This window comes from Thioalkalivibrio sp. AKL12, assembly GCF_000377925.1.
Classification (GTDB): Bacteria; Pseudomonadota; Gammaproteobacteria; order Ectothiorhodospirales; family Ectothiorhodospiraceae; genus Thioalkalivibrio; species Thioalkalivibrio versutus.
On the sequence record NZ_KB898892.1, the window covers coordinates 199,613 to 222,409 of the forward strand.

The 22,797-nt window shown below is 66.8% G+C and carries 17 protein-coding genes and 3 pseudogenes; 13 read left to right on the plus strand and 7 right to left on the minus strand.

The annotated features are described in order from the left end of the window. Nucleotides 1–22 precede the first annotated feature (22 nt). Genes D579_RS0104640 through D579_RS0104675 form a run of 8 tightly spaced genes read left to right on the plus strand, consistent with a single transcriptional unit; the run spans nt 23 to nt 8,969 of the window. Nucleotides 23–1,156: a bifunctional tRNA (adenosine(37)-C2)-methyltransferase TrmG/ribosomal RNA large subunit methyltransferase RlmN gene (locus D579_RS0104640; protein ID WP_018145980.1), complete on the plus strand. Its 1,134-nt coding sequence runs from the start codon at nt 23–25 to the stop codon at nt 1,154–1,156. Continuing rightward, on the plus strand, nt 1,153–1,923 hold the full coding sequence (pilW, locus tag D579_RS0104645; protein WP_018169508.1) for a type IV pilus biogenesis/stability protein PilW: 771 nt from the start codon (nt 1,153–1,155) through the stop codon (nt 1,921–1,923). Before D579_RS0104640 ends, pilW begins: the two co-directional genes overlap by 4 nt. Continuing rightward, entirely contained in the window at nt 1,920–3,092 is a 1,173-nt protein-coding gene (locus D579_RS0104650) for a helix-turn-helix domain-containing protein (RefSeq protein WP_018939090.1), read from the plus strand. Before pilW ends, D579_RS0104650 begins: the two co-directional genes overlap by 4 nt. Before the next feature lie 46 nt (nt 3,093–3,138). Further along, nucleotides 3,139–4,419 carry a histidine--tRNA ligase gene (gene hisS, locus D579_RS0104655; protein ID WP_018939089.1) on the plus strand — a complete coding sequence of 427 codons (1,281 nt, stop codon included), beginning with the start codon at nt 3,139–3,141 and terminating at the stop codon, nt 4,417–4,419. 23 nt (nt 4,420–4,442) lie between these two features. Next, complete coding sequence (locus D579_RS0104660) at nt 4,443–5,057, plus strand: tetratricopeptide repeat protein (protein ID WP_018951249.1); 615 nt, start codon at nt 4,443–4,445, stop codon at nt 5,055–5,057. Between the two features lie 45 nt (nt 5,058–5,102). After that, the gene (bamB, locus tag D579_RS0104665; protein WP_018951250.1) at nt 5,103–6,263 is read left to right on the plus strand and encodes an outer membrane protein assembly factor BamB; all 1,161 of its coding nucleotides are present in this window, start codon (nt 5,103–5,105) and stop codon (nt 6,261–6,263) included. Nucleotides 6,264–6,312: 49 nt separating this feature from the next. Continuing rightward, nucleotides 6,313–7,764 (plus strand): ribosome biogenesis GTPase Der, encoded by a 1,452-nt coding sequence (gene der, locus D579_RS0104670; RefSeq protein ID WP_018951251.1) that lies wholly within the window; start codon nt 6,313–6,315, stop codon nt 7,762–7,764. Between the two features lie 35 nt (nt 7,765–7,799). Continuing rightward, nucleotides 7,800–8,969 carry an aminotransferase class I/II-fold pyridoxal phosphate-dependent enzyme gene (locus D579_RS0104675; RefSeq protein WP_018951252.1) on the plus strand — a complete coding sequence of 390 codons (1,170 nt, stop codon included), beginning with the start codon at nt 7,800–7,802 and terminating at the stop codon, nt 8,967–8,969. A gap of 98 nt (nt 8,970–9,067) precedes the next feature. Here the strand turns inward: D579_RS0104675 and D579_RS0104680 are convergent, their stop codons facing one another. Together D579_RS0104680 and D579_RS0104685 are read right to left on the minus strand one after the other, a co-directional pair. After that, nucleotides 9,068–10,735, minus strand: coding sequence for a Na/Pi symporter (locus D579_RS0104680; protein WP_018939084.1), 1,668 nt, complete (start codon nt 10,733–10,735; stop codon nt 9,068–9,070). A gap of 48 nt (nt 10,736–10,783) precedes the next feature. Then, nucleotides 10,784–11,338 (minus strand): annotated as a pseudogene (locus tag D579_RS0104685) (sodium-dependent transporter); the annotation flags it as partial. 3 nt (nt 11,339–11,341) lie between these two features. On the opposite strand from D579_RS0104685, the pseudogene D579_RS0104690 reads away from it, so the two are divergent. Then, nucleotides 11,342–11,761: pseudogene (locus D579_RS0104690) on the plus strand (aminotransferase class I/II-fold pyridoxal phosphate-dependent enzyme); the annotation flags it as partial. Nucleotides 11,762–11,785: 24 nt separating this feature from the next. Here D579_RS0104690 and D579_RS0104695 read toward each other — a convergent pair. After that, the gene (locus D579_RS0104695; protein ID WP_018951255.1) at nt 11,786–13,159 is read right to left on the minus strand and encodes a sodium-dependent transporter; all 1,374 of its coding nucleotides are present in this window, start codon (nt 13,157–13,159) and stop codon (nt 11,786–11,788) included. A 3-nt stretch (nt 13,160–13,162) separates the two neighbouring features. Next, on the minus strand, nt 13,163–14,800 hold the full coding sequence (locus D579_RS0104700; RefSeq protein ID WP_018951256.1) for an alpha-D-glucose phosphate-specific phosphoglucomutase: 1,638 nt from the start codon (nt 14,798–14,800) through the stop codon (nt 13,163–13,165). Between the two features lie 428 nt (nt 14,801–15,228). Here D579_RS0104700 and D579_RS0104705 point away from each other — a divergent pair, with 428 nt between their 5' ends. Then, nucleotides 15,229–15,714, plus strand: coding sequence for a DUF1249 domain-containing protein (locus D579_RS0104705; protein WP_018145970.1), 486 nt, complete (start codon nt 15,229–15,231; stop codon nt 15,712–15,714). Nucleotides 15,715–15,758: 44 nt separating this feature from the next. Here the strand turns inward: D579_RS0104705 and D579_RS0104710 are convergent, their stop codons facing one another. Continuing rightward, nucleotides 15,759–17,894 (minus strand): EAL domain-containing protein, encoded by a 2,136-nt coding sequence (locus D579_RS0104710; protein WP_018951257.1) that lies wholly within the window; start codon nt 17,892–17,894, stop codon nt 15,759–15,761. Between the two features lie 24 nt (nt 17,895–17,918). Continuing rightward, nucleotides 17,919–20,048 (minus strand): HDOD domain-containing protein, encoded by a 2,130-nt coding sequence (locus D579_RS0104715; RefSeq protein ID WP_018951258.1) that lies wholly within the window; start codon nt 20,046–20,048, stop codon nt 17,919–17,921. Nucleotides 20,049–20,256: 208 nt separating this feature from the next. Between D579_RS0104715 and D579_RS0104720 the strand changes: the two genes are divergently transcribed. Then, nucleotides 20,257–21,759 (plus strand): MinD/ParA family protein, encoded by a 1,503-nt coding sequence (locus D579_RS0104720; RefSeq protein ID WP_018951259.1) that lies wholly within the window; start codon nt 20,257–20,259, stop codon nt 21,757–21,759. A gap of 22 nt (nt 21,760–21,781) precedes the next feature. On the opposite strand, the gene D579_RS14610 is transcribed toward D579_RS0104720, so the two are convergent. Next, nucleotides 21,782–21,958, minus strand: a complete 177-nt coding sequence (locus D579_RS14610) for a PLDc N-terminal domain-containing protein (RefSeq protein ID WP_018145966.1) — start codon at nt 21,956–21,958, stop codon at nt 21,782–21,784. A gap of 174 nt (nt 21,959–22,132) precedes the next feature. On the opposite strand from D579_RS14610, the gene D579_RS0104730 reads away from it, so the two are divergent. Together D579_RS0104730 and D579_RS15065 are read left to right on the plus strand one after the other, a co-directional pair. Continuing rightward, entirely contained in the window at nt 22,133–22,582 is a 450-nt protein-coding gene (locus D579_RS0104730; RefSeq protein WP_018951260.1) for a YaiI/YqxD family protein, read from the plus strand. 106 nt (nt 22,583–22,688) lie between these two features. Then, nucleotides 22,689–22,797: pseudogene (locus D579_RS15065) on the plus strand (IS5/IS1182 family transposase); the annotation flags it as partial.

The following is a 22,797-nucleotide window of genomic DNA, read 5'->3' on the forward strand; positions in this document are numbered from 1 at the left end:
CTTGAGCCAACCGGTCCCTGTTATGGCACACACATCCTCCACCCCCCTGAATCTCCTGGGCTACAGCCACCAACAGCTCGTCGAGCTGCTGGCGCAGTGGGGTGAACCGCGTTTTCGTGCCACCCAGCTGATCAAGTGGATTCATCAGCGCGGGGTCACCGACTTCGAACAGATGACCGACGTGTCGCGCAAGCTGCGCGATCGTCTGGAGCGCGAGACCGAGATCCGCGTTCCCGAGATCGGTCTGGAAAAGGCCTCCTCCGACGGTACCGTCAAGTGGGTGCTGCGGCTCCCCGACGGCAATGCCATCGAGACCGTCTTCATCCCCGAGGGTGGGCGCGGGACGCTGTGCATCTCCTCCCAGGTCGGCTGTGCGCTCGACTGCACCTTCTGCTCCACGGCCCAGCAGGGCTTCAACCGCAATCTCACCAGTGCCGAGATCATCGGTCAGGTGTGGCTGGCCATGCAGCGCCTCCCGGCGCCGGACGGCCGCAAACGCGCAGTCAGCAACGTGGTCCTGATGGGTATGGGCGAGCCGCTGGCCAATTTCGATGCGGTGGTCCCGTCCTGTCAGTTGATGACCGACGACAATGCCTACGGTCTCAGCCGGCGCCGTGTGACCCTTTCGACCTCCGGCCTGGTTCCAGCCCTCGATCGTCTGAGCGCACATACCGATGTCGCCTTGGCCGTCAGCCTGCATGCGCCCAATGACGCGTTGCGCGACCGTCTGGTGCCGATCAACCGCAAGTACCCGCTCGCCGAGCTACTGGACAGTTGCCGCCGCTACGTGGAGGCAACCGATGCCCACAGTGGCGTGACGTTCGAATACGTCCTGCTGGCCGGCGTCAACGACCAGCCCGAGCACGCCAACGAGCTCGCCGGGCTGTTGCGGGGTATTCCCGGCAAGATCAACCTGATCCCGTTCAACCCGTTCCCGGGGGCTCCGTTCGAACGCCCGTCGGAGGCCACCGTCCTGGCCTTTGAGCGGCGCCTGCAGAAGGCCGGCTACGTGACCACCGTCCGGCGCACCCGGGGCGACGACATCGATGCCGCCTGCGGGCAGTTGGTGGGGCAGGTCGAGGATCGAACCAATCGTGGCATGCGCATGTTCCGCCTGCATGCCGAGCTGCCACAGACGGATCGGAGGGCTTCATGACTGGACGCGCGGGTTTGCGCATCGCCGGGGTTCTGACCCTGGCGCTGCTGCTGGGTGGCTGTGCCGCCACGGCCGACCGACCGGTCTCCGGCGAACGCGAGGATGCCGCCGAGGTGCATGCCGAACTGGGCATCGGCTATCTGCGCGAGGGCGAGTTCGAGCAGGCCGAGCGCAACCTGCGGCGGGCGCTGGACTATGACCCCGGCTATGTCCTCGCCAATATCGGTATGGCAGCGATCTACGAGCGCAAGGACCAGCTGGACCGTGCCGAGGAACACTATCGCCGGGCCCTGCGCCGCGACGAGGACAACCCCTTTGCGCAGACCAATCTGGGCGCATTGCTTTGCGCCCGCGAGGACTTCGACGAGGCTCAGGAGCTGTTCGCCAAGGCGATCAAGAATCCGGATTACGATCGCCGCGACATCGCCCACATGAACTCCGGCGTCTGTCACGCGGACGCGGGCGATGCCGAGGAGGCCGAGCGGCAGTTGCGCCGGGCGCTGGAACTCAATCCGCAGTATCCCCGCGCGCTTCTGGAAATGGCGCGGCTGACTTATCAGGACGACCGGCCGATGCAGACGCGGGCCTTCCTGCAGCGATTGGACAGCCAGGGGGTCGAGAATGCCGAGACGCTGCTGCTGTGCTATCAGGCCGAAAGCGCGCTGGGCAACAGCCGCGCGGCCAACGCGTGTGCCGAGCGCCTGAGCCGCCATCACCCGGACAGCGACGAGATGGCCGAGCTGCGCCGCCTGGAGCGTGAAGGGTGAGCGATCCACGCGACAAGGAACCGGGCCTCGGGCGAGTCGAGGATGTCGATGATTCAACGAACAACGTCGCCTCCCTGCGCACCGAGGGTTCGGACCCCGATCCGGAGCCGTCCTTCTCCGCCGCGCATGGTCTGACCACCCGGGACCACCCGGAGGCATCCGGACCGGAGGCGCCCCGCGGTGAGGACGAGCCCGGCGCCAGTCTGCGGCGGGCGCGTGAGGCGGCCGGTCTGGACACCGCGACCCTGGCCAGCCGCATCCACCTCGGGCGCGGCACCCTGGAAGACCTGGAAGCCAATCGCTTTCATCACATGCCGCCGGCGTACGTGCGCGGCTATCTGCGCTCCTGCGCCCGCGAGCTGGGCGTGGCCGCGGATCCGTGGATTCAGTCCTTCGAGAGCCACGGGATGGTCGACCCCGAACTCCGGGCCGTCGCAACGCCCTCCGCGCGCGACCGTCAGCGTCGGCGCGGCCGCGGTATTTACTGGCTCGCCTTGCTGCTGGCCGTGATCCTGCTTGGGCTTGGGGTCTATGCCTGGAGCGAGCGCACGGACACGCCCGGGTGGCCGTCACTGAACCTGGGCGAGGCGCGGGATGCCGTCCCGAGCCTCGCCGATTTCCAGACCCCGGACGACGCCGAAGGGCGGAGCCCGTCGACTGCCGGGAGCACCGATCCGGAGCCCGCCACGCCCGCGCCGGAGGCCCTCCCGGAGGGCACCCAGCCGGAGCCGGCGGGTGCCGAGGGATCGGCCGGTGCCCCGGAAGCATCCTCGGAATCCACCGTGCTGGCTGAGGCCCTGACCGAACGCCTGGCCGTGCCGGAAGAGCCGGTCACGCCAGAGCCCCCCGTGCGGGCCGAAAGCGCAGCCCCACTGGATGCTTCCCCGGTGATCGAGACTTCCGGTGAAGGTTCGGTGGCGGGTGAGGGCGCGCAACTGGTGCTGGAATTTGGCGAGACCTCCTGGGTGGAGATCCGCGATGCTGCCGACGAGGTGGTTTTGACCGGCGTGCTCAGCTCGGGTGACCGCGAGGAGATTCGCCTGGATCTGCCTGGCCGGGTGATCCTGGGCAACGCGTCCGGGGTCTCGCTGACGCTGGATGGCGAGCCGGTGGACGTCGAGACGCATATCCGGAGCGACCGCACCGCGCGCTTCGATCTGGAAGGCTGAGACCGGGTCTTTCCGGCAGGCCATCACGTACAAACAAAAAGACACCATGAAAGCGATCAAGTCGATCCGCGGGATGCATGACATCCTGCCCGAGTCCATTCATGTCTGGCAGCATCTGGAAGCCACCCTGCGCGAGGTTGTGGAGGCCTACGGCTACCACGAGATCCGCATGCCGATCGTGGAGTCGACCGAGCTGTTCAAGCGCTCCATCGGTGATGTCACGGATATCGTCGAAAAGGAGATGTACACCTTCGACGACCGCAATGGCGACAGCCTGAGCCTGCGCCCGGAAGGCACCGCGAGTTGCGTGCGCGCGGGGATCCAGCACGGGCTGCTGCACAACCAGGTGCAGCGACTATGGTACCTGGGGCCGATGTTCCGCCATGAGCGCCCGCAGAAGGGGCGCTATCGCCAGTTCCACCAGGTTGGGGTCGAGGTGTTCGGCCTGCCGGGGCCGGATGTCGACGCCGAGATGCTCGCGATGACCGCACGGCTGTGGCGCATGCTCGGGCTCTCGAACGTGCGCCTGGAGCTGAACACGCTGGGAACCCCGGAAAGCCGGCAGCGTTATCGCGACCACCTGATCGCCTATTTCGAGCAGCATCGTGACGCCCTGGACGAGGAGGCGCAGCGCCGGCTCTATGACAACCCGATGCGCATCCTCGACAGCAAGCATCCCGATACCCGCGAGGTGGTCGCGCAGGCCCCCAGCCTGATGGATGATCTGGACGCTGAGTCGCGCGCCCATTTCGACGGCTTGTGCGCGCATCTGGATGCGCTGGGTATCGCGTACGAGCACAACCCGCGCCTGGTGCGCGGGCTCGATTACTATACGCATACAGTATTCGAGTGGATCACCGAGGATCTCGGTGCCCAGGGTACGGTCTGCGCCGGCGGGCGCTACGACGGCCTGGTCGAACAGCTCGGTGGCCGTGGCACCCCGGCGATCGGGATGGCAATGGGCCTGGAGCGGCTGGTTGCGCTGCTGGAGGCGCGCGAAGACGCCCCGGCAGCGCCGGGTCCGGATGCCTACCTGATCGTCGGCGGCGACGAACTGGTCGGCCCGGCACTGCAACTGGCGGACCAGCTGCGTGGCGAATTGCCGGGGCTGCGACTGGTCCAGCACTGTGGTGGCGGCAGCTTCAAGTCGCAGATGAAACGTGCCGATCGTCTGGGGGCGCACTATGCCCTGGTGCTCGGTAGTGACGAGCATGCCGCGGGCACCGTCACGGTGAAGCCGTTAAGATCGCAGGGCGGCGAGCAGGTGGCCGTCGACCGTGCCGCCCTCGCCGACCATCTGCGCACGGCTCTGCAAGAGCGCTCGTAGTCAACGCAAGGATAGAGAACACGATGAGTTATCTCACCGACGAAGAAAAAGCCGAACGCATCAAGCAGTGGTGGGCGAACAACGGCATGGCGATTGTGGCTGGCCTGGTTCTGGGGGTCGGCGGCCTGTTCGGTTGGAACTGGTGGAGCGATCGCGAGGAATCGCGCGCCCAGGTGGCCTCCGAGATGTATCAGGCCCTGCAGGTCGCCGGTCAGACCGGCCAGACCGATCGCGCGCTGGAACTGGCCGACGCGGTGATCGAACAGGGACGGGGTACGCCCTACCGCGCGCTTGCCTGGGTCTACCGGGCCGATGTGGCGATCGCGCAGGACGACACCGATACCGCGATCGACGCGCTGCAGGCTGCGCGCGACGCGGCCCCCGATCGCGGGTATCGCGAGATGCTGACGCTGCGTCTTGCGCGCCAGATGATCCTGGCCGAGCGCCTGGATGACGCCGACGCGACCCTGGCGGACGTTCGCAGCGATGCCTTCACGGGGCTGAAGCGCGAGCTCGAAGGGGATCTGGCCCGCGCCCGTGGCGATCGCGAGCGGGCCCGCGAGCATTACGAGGCTGCACTGGACGCGGGGCACAGCCCCGAGTACCTGCGTCTGAAATACGAAGAACTTTCCGTCTAGAGGACCCGTCGCCTGATGTCTGTGCCTTCCCTTGCGAGTCCGGTCGTGCGCCTGCTGATTGCCAGCGCGCTGATCCTGTCCCTGAGCGCCTGCGGTCTGTGGTCGCGCGATACCACCGAGCCGCCTGCGGACCTGCCGGAGTTCGAGGCCGAAGCGCAGCCGGAGCGGCTGTGGTCGCGCTCGGTGGGCAGCGGTGGCGAGCGCTTCCTGTGGCAGGTCTATCCCGGAATCACCGACGACCTGGTCGTGATGAGCGACGCCGCCGGGAGGGTCTCCGGTCTGAATCCCGACGGTGGCAGCCAGCGCTGGCAGGTGCGCCTGGATGATGCCCGGGTCTCCGCGGGGGTCGGCGTCGGTGACGGCCTCGCCGTGGTCGGCACGCTGGACGGCTACGCCATCGGCGTGGATCTGGACGGCGATGGCGAACGCTGGCGTGCGGCGCTCTCCAGCGAGGTGCTGGCAGTCTCGGATGTGTCCGGCGGGCTGGTCATCGTGCGTACCAACGACGGCCGCATCCATGCCCTGGACGCCGACTCCGGCGCCACCCAGTGGACCGCGCTGCGCACCACACCCTCGCTGAGCCTGCGCGGGGCCCAGCGCCCGCAGATCACCTCCGGCCGTGTGCTGGCCGGGTTCGACAACGGCCGCCTGCTGATGCTGGGGCTCAACCGCGGCAACGTGCTGTGGGAGACCACCCTGGGGGTCCCCACCGGGCGCACGGAGGTCGAGCGCATGGTGGATCTGGACGGGCATATCCCGATGTATCGGGGCGCTGCCATTGCGGCCACCTACCAGGGGAGGCTCGCGGCGCTGGATCTCAACTCCGGCGAGATCTTCTGGGTTCGTGATTTCTCTTCCTATCAAGGCGGGGATGTGGATACGCGTTCCGATGTCCTGGTCGTGACCGATGCCGAGAGCCACCTGTGGGGCCTGGAACCCCGCAGCGGTGGTGACCTGTGGCAGATGGATGGCCTGCGCTTGCGTGGTGTGACCGCGCCTGTGGTGGTTGGCCAGCACGCCATCGTCGGTGATTACGAGGGCTACCTGCACTGGATCGACGTCGAGGACGGGCGCATTGTCGCCCGGCTGCGCGCCAGTTCCGGTTCCGTGGTTACGCGTCCCACCCTGGTGAACGGCACGCTGTATGTCGTCACCGACAACGGGCAGCTGACGGCCGTGAATCCCTCAATCCGGGGTGACGAGTGAGCCACAGGTTTTCAGGGCGCCGGGTTCTCCGCGCAGGGCGCAGCCGCAGATGATTCCGGTTATCGCCCTGATCGGTCGGCCGAATGTCGGCAAGTCCACATTGTTCAATCAGCTCACGCGCTCGCGCGATGCCCTGGTGGCGGACGTCGCCGGACTGACGCGTGATCGCCAGTACGGCATTGGCAAGGTCGGCGACTTTCCCTATCTGGTCGTGGACACCGGCGGGCTCTCGGGCGAGGGCGCGCAGATGGACCGGGCTATGGCCGAGCAGACCCAGCGTGCGGTGGCCGAAGCCGATCATGTGTTGTTCCTGGTGGATGCCCGTGACGGCCTGACGCCGCAGGATCAGGCGATTGCCGATCAGCTGCGTGGCGCCGGGGTCAAGGCGCGGGTCGTTGTGAACAAGACCGATGGTCTGGATGCCGATTCCGTCAGTGCCGAGTTCTATGCGCTTGGGCTGGGGCAGGTGACGTCCATTGCCGCGGCACACGGGCGCGGCGTGCAGGGCCTGATGCAGGCGGTGCGCAAGGACGTGGCGGCCGCACGCCGTGCAGCCAGTGAAGATGCCGAAGACGTCGAGGCCGCCAGTGACGGCCTCGACGAGGCGTCACAACAGGCGGCGCTGGATGACTGGCCGGGCATTCGTGTGGCGATCGTCGGACGCCCCAACGTCGGCAAGTCGACTCTGGTGAATCGTATCCTGGGCGATGAGCGCGTGGTGGCCACGGAAGTGGCCGGTACGACCCGCGACAGCATCTTTGTCCCGTTCGAGCGCGACGGTCAGGAGTACACCCTGATCGATACCGCCGGTGTACGCCGCCGTGGCCGGGTCCACGAGGTGATCGAGAAATTCAGCGTCATCAAGACGCTGCAGGCGATCGAGTCCGCCCACGTGGTGGTCCTGGTGGTGGACGCCCATGCCGGCCTGTCGGATCAGGACTCCCACCTGCTGGGGATGGTCATCGAGGCCGGGCGCTCGCTGGTGCTGGCCGTGAACAAGTGGGACGGGCTGGACGACCACGCGCGCGAGCGCATCCGCGACGAGCTGGACCGGCGCCTGGGGTTTGTCGATTTTGCCCGCATGCGCCTGATCTCGGCCTTGCACGGCACCAATGTCGGGCATCTTCTGGACGACGTGTGCGAGGCCCACGCCAGTGCCTTCCGCAAGATCTCCACGCCGGAGCTCACGCGTCTGCTGGAGGCCGCGGTGGCGGAGCATGCGCCGCCGATGATCAGCGGCCGGCGCATCAAGCTGCGCTACGCGCACCAGGGGGGGCAGAACCCGCCGGTGATCGTGATCCACGGCAATCAGACCGACGCGCTTGCCGGGAGCTACAAGCGTTACCTGGAAAACTTCTTCCGCAAGCAGCTCAAGCTGGTCGGGACACCGTTGCGGCTCGAATTCCGCTCCGGGCGCAACCCCTACGCGGGCCGGCGCAACAAGCTCACGCCGAGACAGCAGTACAAGCGCAAGCGTCTGATGCGGCACGTGCGCCGCTGATCGCGCCGGTGGTCCCGGGGCATCCCGCCAATCCGATGCGTGACCCGGCGCTGTCCGGCTTCGCCGAGGTAGTGGAGCCGTTTCGGGTGATGGACATCCTGGCACGGGCCCAGGCGGCCGAGCGCTCCGGGCGCGACATCATCCACCTGGAGGTAGGGGAGCCGGACTTCCCGACGCCGGCCGCGGTAATCGCGGCCGGTGGCGCCGCGCTGGCGGAGGGGGATACCCGCTACACCCCCGCGCACGGGACCCAGGCCCTGCGCGAGGCGCTCTCCGCCGACTATCGGCGACGCCATGGGGCCGAGGTCGATCCGGAACGCATCGTGATCACCGCGGGCGCCTCCGCAGCCATCCTGCTGGCGCTGGCGGCGGGGGTGAATCTGGGCGAGGAAGTCCTGCTGCCGGACCCCGGCTATGCCTGCAACCGCCAGTTCGTCGCCGCGCGTGGGGCGACCCCCGTGGGCTTGCCCGTCCAGGCCGAACATGCCTTCCAGCCGACCGCCGAGTCGATTGCCGCCGCGTGGGGCGCCAATACCCGGGCGGTGCTGCTCGGGTCGCCGGCGAACCCGACCGGGACCTGCCTGTCGCGTGATCGGCTGGCTGCGATCGTCGAGACCGTGCGCGAGCGGGGAGGCCTGGTGATCATGGACGAGATCTACGCCCAGATCGTCTTCGATACCCCGGAGCCCAGTGCCGCGGCCGGCTTCCCGGATGTGGTGGTGATCAACTCGTTCTCCAAGTACTTCGCCATGACCGGATGGCGCCTGGGCTGGATGGTGATGCCGGAAGCCTGGGTGGACCCGGTACGGCGTCTGGCGCAGAACCTCTTCGTGGCCCCGGGCACTGTGGCGCAGGCCGCCGCACTCGCGGCTTTCGCCCCCGAAACCGAGGCCCTGCTGCAGTCCCAGGTCCAGGAACTAAAAGCGCGCCGGGATGTGCTACTGGACGCGTTGCCCAGGCTCGGCCTGGAAGTGCAGGCACGCCCGGAGGGGGCGTTCTATGTCTGGACCGACTGTCGGGCGCATGGAGTGGATTCCGAAGCCCTTTGTGCCCGAATCCTGGACGAGACGGGGGTGGCCCTGACTCCGGGGACGGACTTCAGCCCCACCCGCGGTCGTGATTATGTGCGCATTGCCTACACTCAGTCCGAGTCCCGCCTGCGCGAGGCGCTGGAGCGCCTGCAAACCGTGTTCGCCCGCGGGTGACACGGCTCTCGCGGTTCCGGGACCATCGCACTGTAGGAGGCTAGCCCTCTGGCCGAAGGGGCGCTGGCGAGGCCAAGATCGCCGAAAGTACTCGGCTCCTATGCGCTGGTGGCTGCGGTTTCGGGGGCCTCGTGGCGAGCGCCCTCCGGGGAGGCCAACAGCAGGGAGTAGCGGCGCAGCAGCCAGACCCCGCGCTCGAACAGGCTGGTGGCACCGAACACTGCGTCGCGCGTGCTGCCGACGAGTTCGCCGCCGGTCAGTAGACGGCGACGGATCGAGTCCATCAGTTCCGATCGATCATGGGTCAGCGACTGCAGCAGCTCGATGTCGTCGGCATCCTCGGTACGCGCCGCATCGTTCAGCGTCAGCAGCATCATGTGGAGGGTCTCGATCAGGCCATGGGTCAGCGCACGCGCCTCGGCCGAGTCCTTGCCAGTGCGCGCGCGTTCGACCTCGATGACCAGGTCGTTGAGGGTCTCCTGCAGCGACCCGATCAGTTCGTTCCGGCTCTTCAATACGATCGCATGGTCCAGGGTGGCGCCGCTGAGGGCGCCAGACAGGATCTCGTCCAGGAATTGTGCCGTCGCGTCCGCGACCTGGGTTCCGCCGCGCTGCAGGCTAACGCGGTCGTGACGGGGCTGTGGAATCTCGTCGCGCACGCCGTCGAGATATTCCGGCAGATGCCGCAGCAGGCGCAGCTGCTCCTGTTCAGCGAGCATCAGGGCACTGCCCGCGTCGTTCTGGGCCCCGGCGTACAGGTACTTCGGCTTTCCCAGGGTCTCCTCCGCGGTGGGTGGGGCCTTGCGTTCGAGATAGTCGGCGACGCGGTGGTGGAACGGGTGCATGACCATGTCGCAGGCAATCTGATAGAGCACATAGGAGAACGCGATCTGGAAGCCAATCCCGACCGGGAGTGCGGCCAGCAAGGCCGCGACCAGCGGGATGCCGCCGTAGAACTCGATCCAGAACAGTGGAAGCAGCAGGGCCAACCCCATGGCCTTGAGGATAAACTGGTACAGCGCTAGCTGCCGCCCGAGCCCCTTGTGCGAGGCGGCCAGCACAAGGGTGCTGATGCCCGTGCCGAAGCCCGCGCCGTAGACCACCATCAGCCCGTACTCCAGATCAATCACGCCACTGGCGGCCAAGGCCATGGTGACGATGGTGATGCTGGAGGCGGAGTGGGCGATGACCGCGAATACCAGCCCCGTCACGAACGCGATCAGCAGAGATTGCGCCGAGAGGGACATCAGTTCGGTCATCCAGGGGAGGTCGGCCAGCGGCTTGGCCCCCTCCTTGATGAAGATCAGGCCCAGAAACAGCAGCCCAATGCCGAGCAGCGCGCGGATCAGATGGCGCAGGCGAGCGGACTGGTCGCGATCGAAATAGAACAGCAGACCGGTCACACCCACCAGGATGAACACCATCAGGCTCAGGTCCAGGGCGGCGATCAGCACCAGCAGCGAGGTCCCGAGATTGGCGAAGTTGATGACCGGCTGGGCACGGCGCGCATCCAGCACGCCTGCGGTCACTAGCGAGATCAGCACGAAGATTACGGCGTGGATGCTCTGGCTGATGGCCCCGCCGACTAGTCCCAGCGCGGCAGCCGAACGATCGCTTGCGGTTGCCCGTCCGACCAGGGTGCGCAGGCGCCGATCCGCCAACTGGCGCAGATGTTCGCTGATCAGGCGGATGCCGACGAAGAACAGCCCGAGTCCCGCGAACAGGGTGGCGGCGATCTCGAACGTGACGATCCATTCATCATTCATGCGCGTATTCTAACGGTGCCTGAGGACGAAACGTGCAGCGGGCGTCGTTCACAACGGCAGATGGCCGCCCAGGTCCGACAGCTGCCAAAAGAGGCCGAGCAGGGCCGCGGGCGCGAGATAGCGCAGGATCGTGCGCCGTAACGAGTCGGTGATTCGCCACTGTCCCATCTCGCTGGCGGCGATCTGGTTGGGGGTGACCCAGCCCGCGAACAGGGCGATCAGCAATCCGTTCATGGGTAGCAGGATATTGATTGAGGCATGCTCGATCAGGTGGTAGAGCGTGGGCAATTCTCGCCCCAGCAGGGTTAGCTCGATCTGCGCCCATTCGGCATCGGTAAACGAGGCAATGGTGATCAGGCTGAGCCCCCAGATTGCGAGTCCGGAGATCATCGCAGCCCCGGCCGGATGCATCCCGAAGCGCTCCCTTAGCAGGTGCATGAAGACCTGCACATTGGCCATCATGGTGCTGAATACCCCGATACCCAGGACCACGAAAAATACGGTCGCGCGCAGCACACCCGCCGGGATTGCCGAGAGTGCCAGGGGCAGAGCCTCGAATATCAGACCCGGCCCCGCGGCGGGGTTCAGCCCATGGGCGAACACGGGCGCCTGGGCTGGATGGTGGTGCCGGAGACCTGGGTGGACCCGGTGCGGCGCCTGGCACAGAATCTGTTTGTGGCCCCAGCCAGCATGGCCCAGACCGCGGCGCTGGCGGCCTTCGCGCCCGAGACCGAGGCGGTGCTGCAATCGCGGGTGCGCGAGCTGAAACGCCGTCGGGACGTGCTGCTGGAGGCGCTGCCGGGGCTCGGGTTGGATGTCCAGGCGCGGCCGGAGGGCGCGTTCTACATCTATGCCGACTGTACCGCCCATGGCCCGGACTCCGAGGTCCTTTGTGCGCGCATCCTGGCCCTGACGCCGGGAACGGATTTCAGCCCCAGCCGGGGTCGAGACTACCTGCGCATCGCCTACACCCAGTCCGAGTCCCGCCTGCGCGAGGCCGTCGCGCGCCTGCGGGGCTTGTTGTGATCCCCCTGGCCGCACTCCGTCGGGCTATATCCAACCGGCCAGATTCAACAGGAGTGCACCGAGTCCGATTGGCGCAACATAGCGGAGCACGAGGCGCCAGATGGTGAACGCGAAGGGGGCCAGGGCGAGCTCGTCGCGGGCCACGCGGGTATGCACAACCCAGCCGGCAAATACCGCGATCAACAGGCCCCCCAACGGGAGCAGCAGGTTGATGGCCACGTGTTCGATGGCGTGGTAGACGGTCGGGATCTCGCGGCCCAGCAGGGTGATGTCCAGGCGTGTCCAGGCCGCTCCGCTGAACGAGAAGACACTGGCCAGGCTCAGCAGCCAGACAGCGCCGCCACACACCAGGACGGCGAGCACGCGGGACGCATGCAGGCGCTCGTGGAACAGGTGCACGAAGGCCTGAACATTCGTGATCATGGTGCTGAATGCGGCCAGGCTCAGGGTGGCGAAGAACAGGGTCGTCAGCAGGACGCCGGCGGGCACGGCCGCCAGTGCCAGCGGCAGGGTCTGAAACATCAGCCCGGGGCCTTCGGCCGGGTCGAGCCCGAAACCGAACACGATGGGGAAGATCGCCAGCCCCGCGATCAGGGCGACCGCAGTATCCGCCAGTGCCACGCCAATGGCAGTGCGGCCGATGGACGTGTGCTGTGGCAGGTAGGCGCCGAACATCATCAGCACCCCGGAGGCCAGCGTCATGGTGAAGAACGCATGGCCCACCGCGATCAATACACCGTGCGAGGTCAGCGCGGAGAAGTCCGGCCGCAGCAGGAAATCCAGCGCCTGGCGGACATCCCCAATCCACCAGGCGCTGGCCAGTGCGGTCAGCAGCAGGACCAGCAGCACCGGCATCAGCACATGCAGCCAGCGTTCCAGCCCCTGGCGCAGGCCCAGGGCGACAATGCCGAAGGCCAGGGTAACGGCGAGGGTGCTCCAGGCGAGCATCTCGGCGGGGGAGGCCGTCATGGCGGCGAACACTCCCGCCACCTGGTCTCCGTCGGCGCCGACAAAGGCGCCGGAGGCGGCCTTGTGGATGTAGGAGAAGGCCCAGCCGGTGATCACCACGTAGAAGCTCATGATCAGAAAGGCGGAGAACAGGCCCAGCCAGCCGACCAGCTGCCACAGGTCGTGGGCGCCGCTCTCGCGAGCCACTTCGCGGGCCGCGTATCCAGGCGAGCGGCGGCCCCGGCGACCGATCATGACCTCCGCCATCATGATCGGTATGCCGATCAGGACGATGCAGCCGAGGTAGATCGCGAGAAAGGCGCCACCGCCGTTCTGCCCGAGGATGTAGGGAAACTTCCACACGTTCCCCAGCCCCACCGCCGAGGCCGTGGCTGCTAGGAAGAAGGCATAGCCGTGGCTCCAGCGCTGCGCAGTGGCAGTGATCGTCATCCGTCAGGTGATGACGTCGGGCTTCTCGCGGCGGGTCAGGCCGGGGATGTCGCCCAGGCGCGATGCGGCGTCAATAAGCGGGCCCAGCAGTTCCTGAGGGTCGGCATCGAGGTGTTCGGGATGGGTCTCGTGCTGCTCGATATACAGGCGCAGGGTGGCGCCCTCGGTGCCGGTTCCGGACAGGCGGAAGACGATGCGGGCACCGCTCTCGAACAGTACCCGCAGGCCCTGGTGCTCGGTCAGGCTGTTGTCCACCGGGTCGCGGTAGGCGAAGTCGTCCGCCTGGGCGACGCGCATGCCGGCCAGGGACTGGCCCGGCAGTACCGAGAGCTGCTCGCGGATGCGCGCCATGACCTGTTCGGCCCGTTCGCTCTCCACCGCTTCGTAGTCGTGGCGCGTGTAGTAGTGGCGGCCGTACTGGCGCCAGTGATCACGCACGATCTCCTCGACCGACTGGCGGCGTACGGCCAGCAGGTTCAGCCAGAACAGCACGGCCCACAGGCCGTCTTTCTCGCGTACGTGATCGGAACTGGTGCCAAAGCTCTCTTCACCACACAGGCGGATGCGCCCGTCGTCCAGCAGGTTGCCAAAGAATTTCCAGCCGGTGGGGGTCTCGAAGCAGGGGAGGGCCAGCTTCTCGGCGACCACGTCCACGGCCTGGCTGGTGGGCATGCTGCGGGCCACGCCCTTCAGGCCGTCGGCGAACGCCGGGATGTGATGGGCGTTGGCGGCCATGATGGCGAGGCTGTCCGACGGCGTGACGAAGAACCGGCGCCCGAGGATCATGTTGCGGTCGCCGTCGCCGTCCGACGCGGCCCCGAAATCCGGGGCATCCCGACCGAACAGGGCCTCGCTCAGTTCACGCGCATGGGACAGATTCGGGTCCGGGTGACGGCCGCCAAAGTCGGCCAGCGGTTCCGCGCGCAGGATGGTGTCGGCCGGGGCGCCGAGGCGGTTGATCAGGATCTCCTCGGCGTACGGGCCGGTAACCGCGTGCATGGAGTCGAAGCGCATGCGGAAATGGTCGGATCGCAGCAGTTCGCCGATGCGGTCAAAGTCGAACAGCGTGGCCATGTAGTCGGCGTAGGTGCCCACGGGGTCGACGACCTCGATGTCCATGTCGCCCATCTGTACTGCGTGTAGATGATCGATGTCGACATGCTCAGCGCCGTTGGCGATCCGGTAATGGCTGATGCGGGTGCTCTGTTCGAAGATCGCGTCGGTCACCGAGTGTGGGGCCGGGCCACCGTTGGCGGTGTTGAGCTTGATGCCGAAATCCCCTTCCGGCCCGCCCGGGTTGTGGGAGGCGGACAGGATCAGGGCGCCGGTGGCCCCCCGAGACCGGATCAGGTGCGAGGCGGCCGGTGTGGACAGCAGTCCGCCATACCCGATGGCGACCTTCTGCACCCCGTTGGCGGCGGCCATGCGCAGGATGACCTGGATCGCCTCGCGATTGTGGAAGCGCCCGTCGCCGCCGACCAGCAGTTCGCCGTTCTTCAGATCCGGGCAGGCATCGAAGACGCTCTGGATGTAATTCTCCAGATAGTGCGGCTGGCGGAATTGCCGGACGCGCTTGCGCAGACCGGAGGTGCCGGGTTTCTGGTCGGGAAAGGGCTGGGTCGTGACGACACTTATGTCCATGGGTCGCTCATCCTTGTTGTCCGGGGAGACGCTGAGCAATGCGGACGCTCGCGCTCGAGTCGATTCTGTGGCCCGACAGGGCGTGGTGACTGGCGTGCAGTCGCTCGGCACAAGGGAGTCGCCTTGCGGGCAACGGGCCCGTTTTCATCCAGCACGGGCGGCCGAGTCCCGTTTTTCGATGGCTTGTGAGGTGGGTGCCCCGTGTTCCCAAATCCTGTGTTGCGCCTTGATGAGGACAGGAACGGGCCGGTAGCACCACCACCGGACTGCGTGCCGGGCCGGGTCTCGGAGAACATGGACACCAACGCGTGCGAGTACAACATTGCTCGGCACCTCCCCTGTCGACGTTACCAAAAAGCCCTGGGGGTGTCCTGCTCTGGATGCGGACAATCGGTGTCCCGCGAATCGGTGCTGTTAGACTGCGCGACATGTTGCTGGAGCGTAAGACCCCGTCCCATCTGGAGCCCAGGCCCGAGAGCTTTGCGGCGCTGATGGAGATGTACGAGGAAAACTACCTCGCACTGCGGCGTTTGTGCCCGGAGCTCGAGCGGCAGCCGTTGCGGTCGGTCTCGCGGGTCGAGGGTGCGCTGGATCTGTATCTGGAGGTGCTGGAGCGCACCCGCTACACGACCACGCTGCACCTGACCTACCGGTTCGACCACCAGGGCGAGCGTCGGCAACAGCCGGACATGCGCGTACGCATGTTCCATGATGCGCGGCAGGCGGAGGTGCTGGAACTGCACTGCCGCACGATGGGCGACGGTCGCGCGCCAGAGATGCTGACCGGTCACCCGGGCCTGGTCTGCCGCTGGAGGCATAACCGGTTCCTGTACAAGTGGCTGCGCTACTGCCTGCGCCAGGGACACCGCTTCCTGGCCGATGCGGCGCCTGAGGTGGTCGCGGCCGATTCGTAGGGACACGCAATGGAGTCGCAGCGTCCCCCGGGTTGCCGGAGAGGCTACTGGCAGGTAGTGGGTGCGGCGAAGAGGGCCTCGTTCTCCAGCAGGGTATGCAGTGGCGCCGGCTGGCCGAACAGGAAGCCCTGAATCATCGGGCACTCCAGGTCGCGCAGATAGTCGCGGTGGGCCTCGGTCTCGACCCCCTCGGCCACGATGTTCATGTGCAACCCGCGGGCCATGGAGATGATCGCGTTGACGATGCAGGCCTCGTCCTCGCGGCAGATCGTATGGGTGAAGCTGCGGTCGATCTTGAGTGTGTGAATCGGCAGCTTCTGCAGGTAGCTTAGCGACGAATAGCCGGTGCCGAAGTCATCCACCGCGATCTGCACGCCGGCGGCCCCTAGACGGTTCAGCTTGTGCACCGTGTCCGGGGTGTCGCTCATCAGCAGGTTCTCGGTGATCTCGACCTCCAGAAGGTCGGGCGGGAATCCCGTCTCGCCCAGGATGCCGAGGAAGTCCTCGACGAAGTCGTCACGCTCGACCAGCACGGGCGACAGGTTCACCGCCAGGCGCAGCTCCGGGTAACCGGCGCGGCTGTGGCGCTGCATTTCGCGGATGGCGGTGCGCAGGGTCAGACGGTCGAGATCCACAATCAGGCGGGTCTCCTCGGCGACCGGGATGAACTCGGCCGGGCCCAGCAGCCCGAGCGTGGGGTGATCCCAGCGGATCAGGGCCTCGACGCCCACCATATGCCCGGTTTCCGTATCCACCTGCGGCTGGTAGAGGATGTGAAACTCGTCGCGCTCGAGTGCGCGGCGCATGTCCTGTTCCAGTTGCAGTCGCCGCGGCGGATGGCCGCCCATGTCCGGGCTGTACACGCGCACACCCGTCTTGCCGCTGCTCTTCTCGCGGTACATTGCGATATCCGCATTCTTGATCAGGGCCTCGAGGTTGTCGCCGGCATCCGGGTAGATCGCGATGCCGATGCTGGCCCCGACGAACAGCTCCTGGTCGCCGATCTTGAACGGGGCCTGCAGGCTTTCCAGGATCTTGTCGGCTACCTGGATGGCGGCCTCGTTGCTGGCCAGTCCCGGGATCAGCAGCGTGAATTCGTCGCCGCCGAAGCGTGACAGCGTGTCGCCCTTGCGGATGCAGGCTTGCAGCCGCTGGCCGACCTCCTGCAGCAGGCGGTCGCCCATGGTGTGACCGAGGGAATCGTTGATCACCTTGAAGCGGTTCAGGTCGATGAACAGCACCGCCAGCTGGGTGCCCGAGCGGTGCGCATGCGAGATGGCCACATCCACCCGGTCGCGGAACAGGGCGCGGTTGGGCAGTCGGGTCAGGAGGTCGTGATAGGCCTGGAAGTTGATGAAGGCCTCGGATTCCTTGCGGTCGGTGATATCCCGTGCCGTGCCGTAGATCAGCGTTTCGCCGTTGTCCGCGTCGTCGCTGTTGCTGGACGGCCACACCGCGACCTCGAAGAAGCGGCGGGTGCGCGAAGGCGTGCCGGGCTTCAGGGCCAGTTCCACCGAGCGGATGTGGGGGTGCGGGCTGGCGGCCTGTTCGAAGAAGTATTCCGCCTTGTCGCGATCCTCGGGTTCGACGAGGTCGAACACCGAGCGGTCGATCAAGTCACGGCGGGCATGGCCCAGTAGCTCGTGTACTCGTGAATTGACGAAACGGAAGCGATGGTCGGCGCCGAGAACAAAGACAATATCCGGGGAGTTATTGACGATCACCCGGTGCAGGCGCTCGGACTTCTCCAGGCGGGCCCGCATGGTCCGATTGGCGTCCTCCAGCGCCTTGTGGTGCAGGGCATTGCGGACGGTGGCCAGTAACTCGGCGGGCTCGTAGGGCTTTTTCAGATAGTCGTGGGCGCCCTCGCGCAGCGCCCCGGCGACATCCTCCACCGTGCTGTTGCCACTGACGACCACGGTGAGGGTCTCGAGCCCGGCGGCTTGCATGAAGCGCAGCACGTCCAGTCCGTTGAGTTCCGGCATGGTCAGGTCGAGCAGCAGCAGGTCGTAGTGCTTTTCGCGCAGGGCCTCGATGGCCGCGCCACCCCCCGCGGCCGTCCGCACGGGGTAGCCCTGAATGGTCAGGAGTCCGCGCAGGCTCTCGAGCAGGCCGGGATCGTCATCGGCAATGAGGATCTTGACGGATTGCGGGTCGATCGGCGCGTCGCGTTCGGGCATCGGGGTCTCGTGGTCAGTAGCGAATCATTGTCGCGTCGTCCCTGATGCGCTCGCCAACCCCCGTGATGCGTGGGGCAGTGCGATTTCGAAGCGCGTCCCTGCGCTCCCGCTGGTGAATGAGAGTCCCGCACCGATCTCCTCGGTCAGGCGTTTGACGATGCTGAGTCCGAGCCCGGCATGGCCTGTGCCCTTGGTCGATGTCACAGGCGCGAATGCCGCGGCCTGGACCTCGGCAGGGAGCCCGGGCCCCTTGTCCTCTACCGACAGAGGCACAACCCTGCGGCCATTTACGGTGGTTGGGGCACGGGTGGCGATGGTGATCTCCCCGCCGGATGCCTGGGCCTCGGCCGCGTTCTTCAGAAGATTGATGAGGATCTGCCGCAGGTGATCCGCGGGGGCCGACAGCGGCGGATCGGAGGGAGTCAGATCCAGGTGCAGGCGGACGCCTCGTGTGCGACAGAGTGAGCCGTCCACGATATCGGCGACCTGGCGGACCAGTGCATTCAGCGAGGCCGGTCCGGTGTCCTCGTTCCCGGCAGCCTGCGGATCGCGCAGGCGCAGCAGGATGCGCCCGACCCGGTCGATTTCCTCCTTGATCAGGCCCAGCTCGTGGCGCGCTTCGTGTTCTTCGCCGAGCTTGTGATTCAGCACGCTCAGGTAGTTCTGGATGATGCTGAGCGGGTTTCCGGCTTCGTGCACCGTGTCGCGGATGCGCTGCTCGGTGGCGCCGTCCGGGGCATCCGCCGGCTCGGGTGTGGCGACCAGCGCCCGGGCGATCTCGCGTGCGAGGGAGCCGATAAAGTCCGAGCGAGCCTCCAGGGCCTGCGCCTGACTGCGGGCAAGGCCCAGGATCAGCACCCCCGCGGGTTCCTGGCCGTCGGCGAGCAGCGGAAAGCTCCACAGGATTTCGGCTTCGCAGAGCCGGAACAGTTGCTGGTCGATCACGGGCAAGCCGGCGGCGTTCTCTTCCTCGTGGAGCTGAATCTCGCGATCCAGCAGCGTATCGGTCACCAGGCTGCGCCCGGGTAGCAGCGGCAGGGTGAAATCGGGGGTCTCGTCGTCCTCCACCCAGGCGGCGATGGACTGGTGATCCGGGTCGATCAGAAACAGCAGGCTGTGGTCTATGCCCAGCGTCAGGTACAGGGTGCGGCGCGCGGCGGTGCAACGCTCCTGCAGGTCGGCCGCCCTGGCCAGTTCGCCATTCATGCGTTCCAGTTCGGTCAGATCACGGACCCGGGCGGCCAGTGCGCGTTCCGCCGCGTGATCGGTCTCCTCCGGCTTTTGATCCGCCGTGGTCCGGGTCGCGCCCAGATCGATTTCCAGTGATCCGGCAATTCGCCGCACATCCTCGGCCACGCGCCCGCGCAATTCGCGGGTCAATCCCTCGTTGAGGCCGAAAAGCGTATCCGCCGCGGCCAGGGCGGTCTCGTTGCACCCGGTCGCGGAATCCTGTGTGCCTGCGCCTGGCAGACAGCCCATTGCATGCGACAGGTTGACCAGTTTGACCAGGTGATGGGCGTCGCGCACGCGCTCGGCCGGTTCCAGGTGGTAGCGCACGGCATCGGCCAGGAACGGGCCCAGCCCCCAGGCCTCGAGGCATTCGCCGCCCAGTTCCCCGTAGTGTTGACTGTAGGTTGTGCGTTCGGTCTCGATCAGGTGGGGGTCGTCTTCGGCGGACTGGAGGATGGGCCAGTAATGCCCCTCGTCACCCACCAGGCGGACCAGGCGCCCGATGTCGATCAGCAGTCCGGCGAGGTAGGCCTCCTCGGGCCGCGGATAGCGGGTGAGGGTTGCGAGGACCTGTGCCAGGTTGGCGGTGGTCAGCGCCCGTTGCCAGATGGTGCGCAGGTAGCCGCGATGGCGCGGTCCGAACTCGCCGAACAACTGCTGGATAGACGCGGTCAGGGCCAGGCTGCGCACGGTATCCAGGCCCAGGCTGAACAGGGCGCGATCGATGGTGCGGCAGGTGGAGCCGCGGTAGTAGAAGGGCGAGTTGGCGGCCTGCAGCAGGCGGCTGGACATGCCCGCGTCCTGCATGATCGCCCGGGCCAGGGACTGGAAATCGGCCTCATGGGCCTGGGTGGCGTCCAGCACCGGGATGAGCGCCTGGGGCAGGCTCGGTAGACCGTCCGTTGCCGTATTGACGCTCGTCATGCTGCTCCCCGGTCGCGTGCAGTCGGCCTGCCGCGCCTTTTGCCCTGTGTGCGTGTCCGGAACCGAACCGCTGATGCAGTCTGTCGGATCACCACTGGTTCCTGACTATACTGAGTGGTATTGCCCCGCGCCACCGAATGGGGTAGACCGACCGTGAGTTCGCCATCATTCTTTCCCAATGCCGATGAGTGCCATGCAGGAAGCCGCGATGTCCCGTCACAGCGCCTTGACGGATACCCGTTCCCGGGTCGCCGCGCGCCCGCGGGTCCTTGTCGTGGCCAGCGGCAAGGGCGGGGTGGGCAAGTCCAGCATTGCGGTGAACCTGGGGATCACGCTGGCGCGGCGCGGGCGGCGGGTCGGCATCCTGGATGGCGATACCGGCCTCGCCAACGTGAACATACTGCTGGGGTTGCGCCCGCAACAGGGCCTGGCGGAGGTCCTGGCGGGCGAATGTGGAATCCGCGATATCCTGCTGGAAGGGCCGCACGGCCTGAAGATCATCCCCGGCGCCAGCGGTGTTCGCGAATATGCGGAGCTCTCCGGCGCGCATCAGCAGCGGCTGGTGGAGGAACTGGCGAACATCGAGGCGGATTTCGACGACCTGCTGCTGGATACCGCCGCGGGCATCGGTGATACCACGCTCGATTTCCTCGCGGCCGGGCACCAGGTCCTGCTGGTGCTGACGCCGGAACCAACCTCGCTGACCGATGCGTTCTCCCTGCTCAAGCTGGCGTTGCGGCGTCAGGCCCTGGATGTCCGCGTGATTGTGAACATGGTGGCGGATGTCGCCGAGGCCCGCAGCGTGTTCCAGCGGTTTGCCAATGCCGTCGAGAAATATCTGCATACCCGGGTCGAATTTCTTGGCTTCGTCCAGCGCGACGAAAGCCTCCGGTCAGCCGTCACACTGCAGCACCCGGTCGCCCTGTTCGCCGAGAATGACCCCTCGGCGCGTCCGTTCCAGCGTCTGGCGAATGCCCTGGAAGACAGCCTTCCGCATGAAGACGCGCCAGCATTCAGCCTTTTCTGGCGGCGTCGTCTGCAGCAGGATGATCCGGCTGCGCATACGCCGTTGGGGGACGCCCGTCCACAAGCCCCGGCGCTCGCTGCGGAGCCGCCCTCGGTCGACCATGCCTCGGAAGCCTCGGAAGCCTCGGAAGCCTCGGAAGCCTCGGAAGCCTCGGAAGCCTCGGAAGCCTCGGAAGCCTCGGACGGTTTGGGCAGCGAAGAGGGTGTGCTCGGGCGCTTGCGCGCGGCGTTCGACGCGGCCCTGGAGGTCTCCGAGCCCGAGGCGCTGGCGGTGGAATTGGACGCCATGCACGAGCAGTACCGGGCGCGAACAGGCCGCGCTGCGATCGATCTGATGGCACTGGTGGACGCGCTGCAGGCGGATCCGGAGGCCCATGCCGGGTTGCTGGGCCGTTTGCGTGCGCGGCTTGCGCCCGCGATGGACGCACCCCAAGACGTAGCGGCGCCGGCGACCATGCAAGCCGGGGAGGGTCGACGCCCCGGGGCTGACCGTCCTCCGCCCGATTTCGGCTGGAAGGGTCGGGACGAGTCGACCGCCAGGCCCGCTCGGGCGGGCTCCGCGTCTCGTGTGCCGGCAACTGCCTACGACGCGGCCCGTTTTGGTCCCCAGGAGGCGCTACTCGAGCGACTGCGTCAGGGGGGCGATGACGCGCCGACCCTTGCGGAGTTCCTGCGCCGGATGTGAGCGCCCGGTGCCTGGGTTGGGCCTACTTGGGCCCGAGCAGCAACCAGGCGATCAGACCGACCAGGGGAAGAAACAGCAGGATCAGGATCCACAGTACTTTCACTATGGGGGTCGCGGGGCTTTGTGCGGTGCGCACGATTGCCCAGATCACGATCAGCAGCCAGATCAGGCCCAGAATGCCGGTGACTTCAATGCCCATGTAATGCTCCTTGCGAGGCTTGGCCCGGAAAGGTCAAGCATGTTGGTTGACGTCTCCCAAGCAGATAGCACGTGTACCACCCCGGCGCCAATCCGAACGGTGAGGAAATGTGCCGGGCGCCGCAAACGACTACCCTGCGCCCCGATCATTAGCGAGCTTTCGGGAAGGAGAACCATGAAGATCTGGGTCGACGCGGATGCCTGCCCCGCGGTCATCAAGGAGATTCTGTTTCGTGCGGCGAAGCGCACGGGGGTTCCGGTCACGCTGGTGGCCAATCAGCCGATGCGCACGCCGCCGTCGAAGCTGATCGACTCGATCCAGGTCGGGGCCGGGTTCGACGTGGCCGACAACGAGATTGTCCGGCGTCTTGGTACCGGGGACCTGGTCATCACCGCGGACATCCCGCTCGCCGCGGATGTGATCGAGAACGGCGGGCAGGCGTTGAATCCCCGGGGCGAACTCTATACTCCCGACAACATCCGCGAGCGCCTCAGCATGCGCGACTTCATGGACACGCTGCGCTCCAGTGGGGTCGAGACCGGCGGCCCGGCGGCGCTGGGCCCGCGCGACCGCCAGGCCTTCGGCAATGCCCTGGATCGCTGGCTTGCTCAGAATGTGAAGTAGCGTCCTCGGTCTCCCTAGGGAAACACTGATTTAATCCGCCGTGGGTCCCGCCCGCCTGGCGGGTTTGGGATAATGGCGCCAGGTTTCCTGCCCGAGGTGATGGCCGATGTCCCAGCGCAGCTTTTCCGATCTCGAGTACTCCGCCAAGCGCAAGCAGACGCGGCGCGACCGCTTTCTGGGGGAGATCGATGCGATCACGCCCTGGGCGGCGCTGG

Excerpts from the sequence above, each read along its gene's own strand:
- D579_RS0104640 (WP_018145980.1), top strand. The coding sequence starts at position 23 with ATGGCACACACATCCTCCACCCCCCTGAATCTCCTGGGCTACAGCCAC.
- pilW (WP_018169508.1), top strand. The coding sequence starts at position 1,153 with ATGACTGGACGCGCGGGTTTGCGCATCGCCGGGGTTCTGACCCTGGCG.
- hisS (WP_018939089.1), top strand. The coding sequence starts at position 3,139 with ATGAAAGCGATCAAGTCGATCCGCGGGATGCATGACATCCTGCCCGAG.
- D579_RS0104660 (WP_018951249.1), top strand. The coding sequence starts at position 4,443 with ATGAGTTATCTCACCGACGAAGAAAAAGCCGAACGCATCAAGCAGTGG.
- der (WP_018951251.1), top strand. The coding sequence starts at position 6,313 with ATGATTCCGGTTATCGCCCTGATCGGTCGGCCGAATGTCGGCAAGTCC.
- D579_RS0104675 (WP_018951252.1), top strand. The coding sequence starts at position 7,800 with ATGCGTGACCCGGCGCTGTCCGGCTTCGCCGAGGTAGTGGAGCCGTTT.
- D579_RS0104680 (WP_018939084.1), bottom strand. The coding sequence starts at position 10,735 with ATGAATGATGAATGGATCGTCACGTTCGAGATCGCCGCCACCCTGTTC.
- D579_RS0104695 (WP_018951255.1), bottom strand. The coding sequence starts at position 13,159 with ATGACGATCACTGCCACTGCGCAGCGCTGGAGCCACGGCTATGCCTTC.
- D579_RS0104700 (WP_018951256.1), bottom strand. The coding sequence starts at position 14,800 with ATGGACATAAGTGTCGTCACGACCCAGCCCTTTCCCGACCAGAAACCC.
- D579_RS0104705 (WP_018145970.1), top strand. The coding sequence starts at position 15,229 with ATGTTGCTGGAGCGTAAGACCCCGTCCCATCTGGAGCCCAGGCCCGAG.
- D579_RS0104710 (WP_018951257.1), bottom strand. The coding sequence starts at position 17,894 with ATGCCCGAACGCGACGCGCCGATCGACCCGCAATCCGTCAAGATCCTC.
- D579_RS0104715 (WP_018951258.1), bottom strand. The coding sequence starts at position 20,048 with ATGACGAGCGTCAATACGGCAACGGACGGTCTACCGAGCCTGCCCCAG.
- D579_RS0104720 (WP_018951259.1), top strand. The coding sequence starts at position 20,257 with ATGTCCCGTCACAGCGCCTTGACGGATACCCGTTCCCGGGTCGCCGCG.
- D579_RS14610 (WP_018145966.1), bottom strand. The coding sequence starts at position 21,958 with ATGGGCATTGAAGTCACCGGCATTCTGGGCCTGATCTGGCTGCTGATC.
- D579_RS0104730 (WP_018951260.1), top strand. The coding sequence starts at position 22,133 with ATGAAGATCTGGGTCGACGCGGATGCCTGCCCCGCGGTCATCAAGGAG.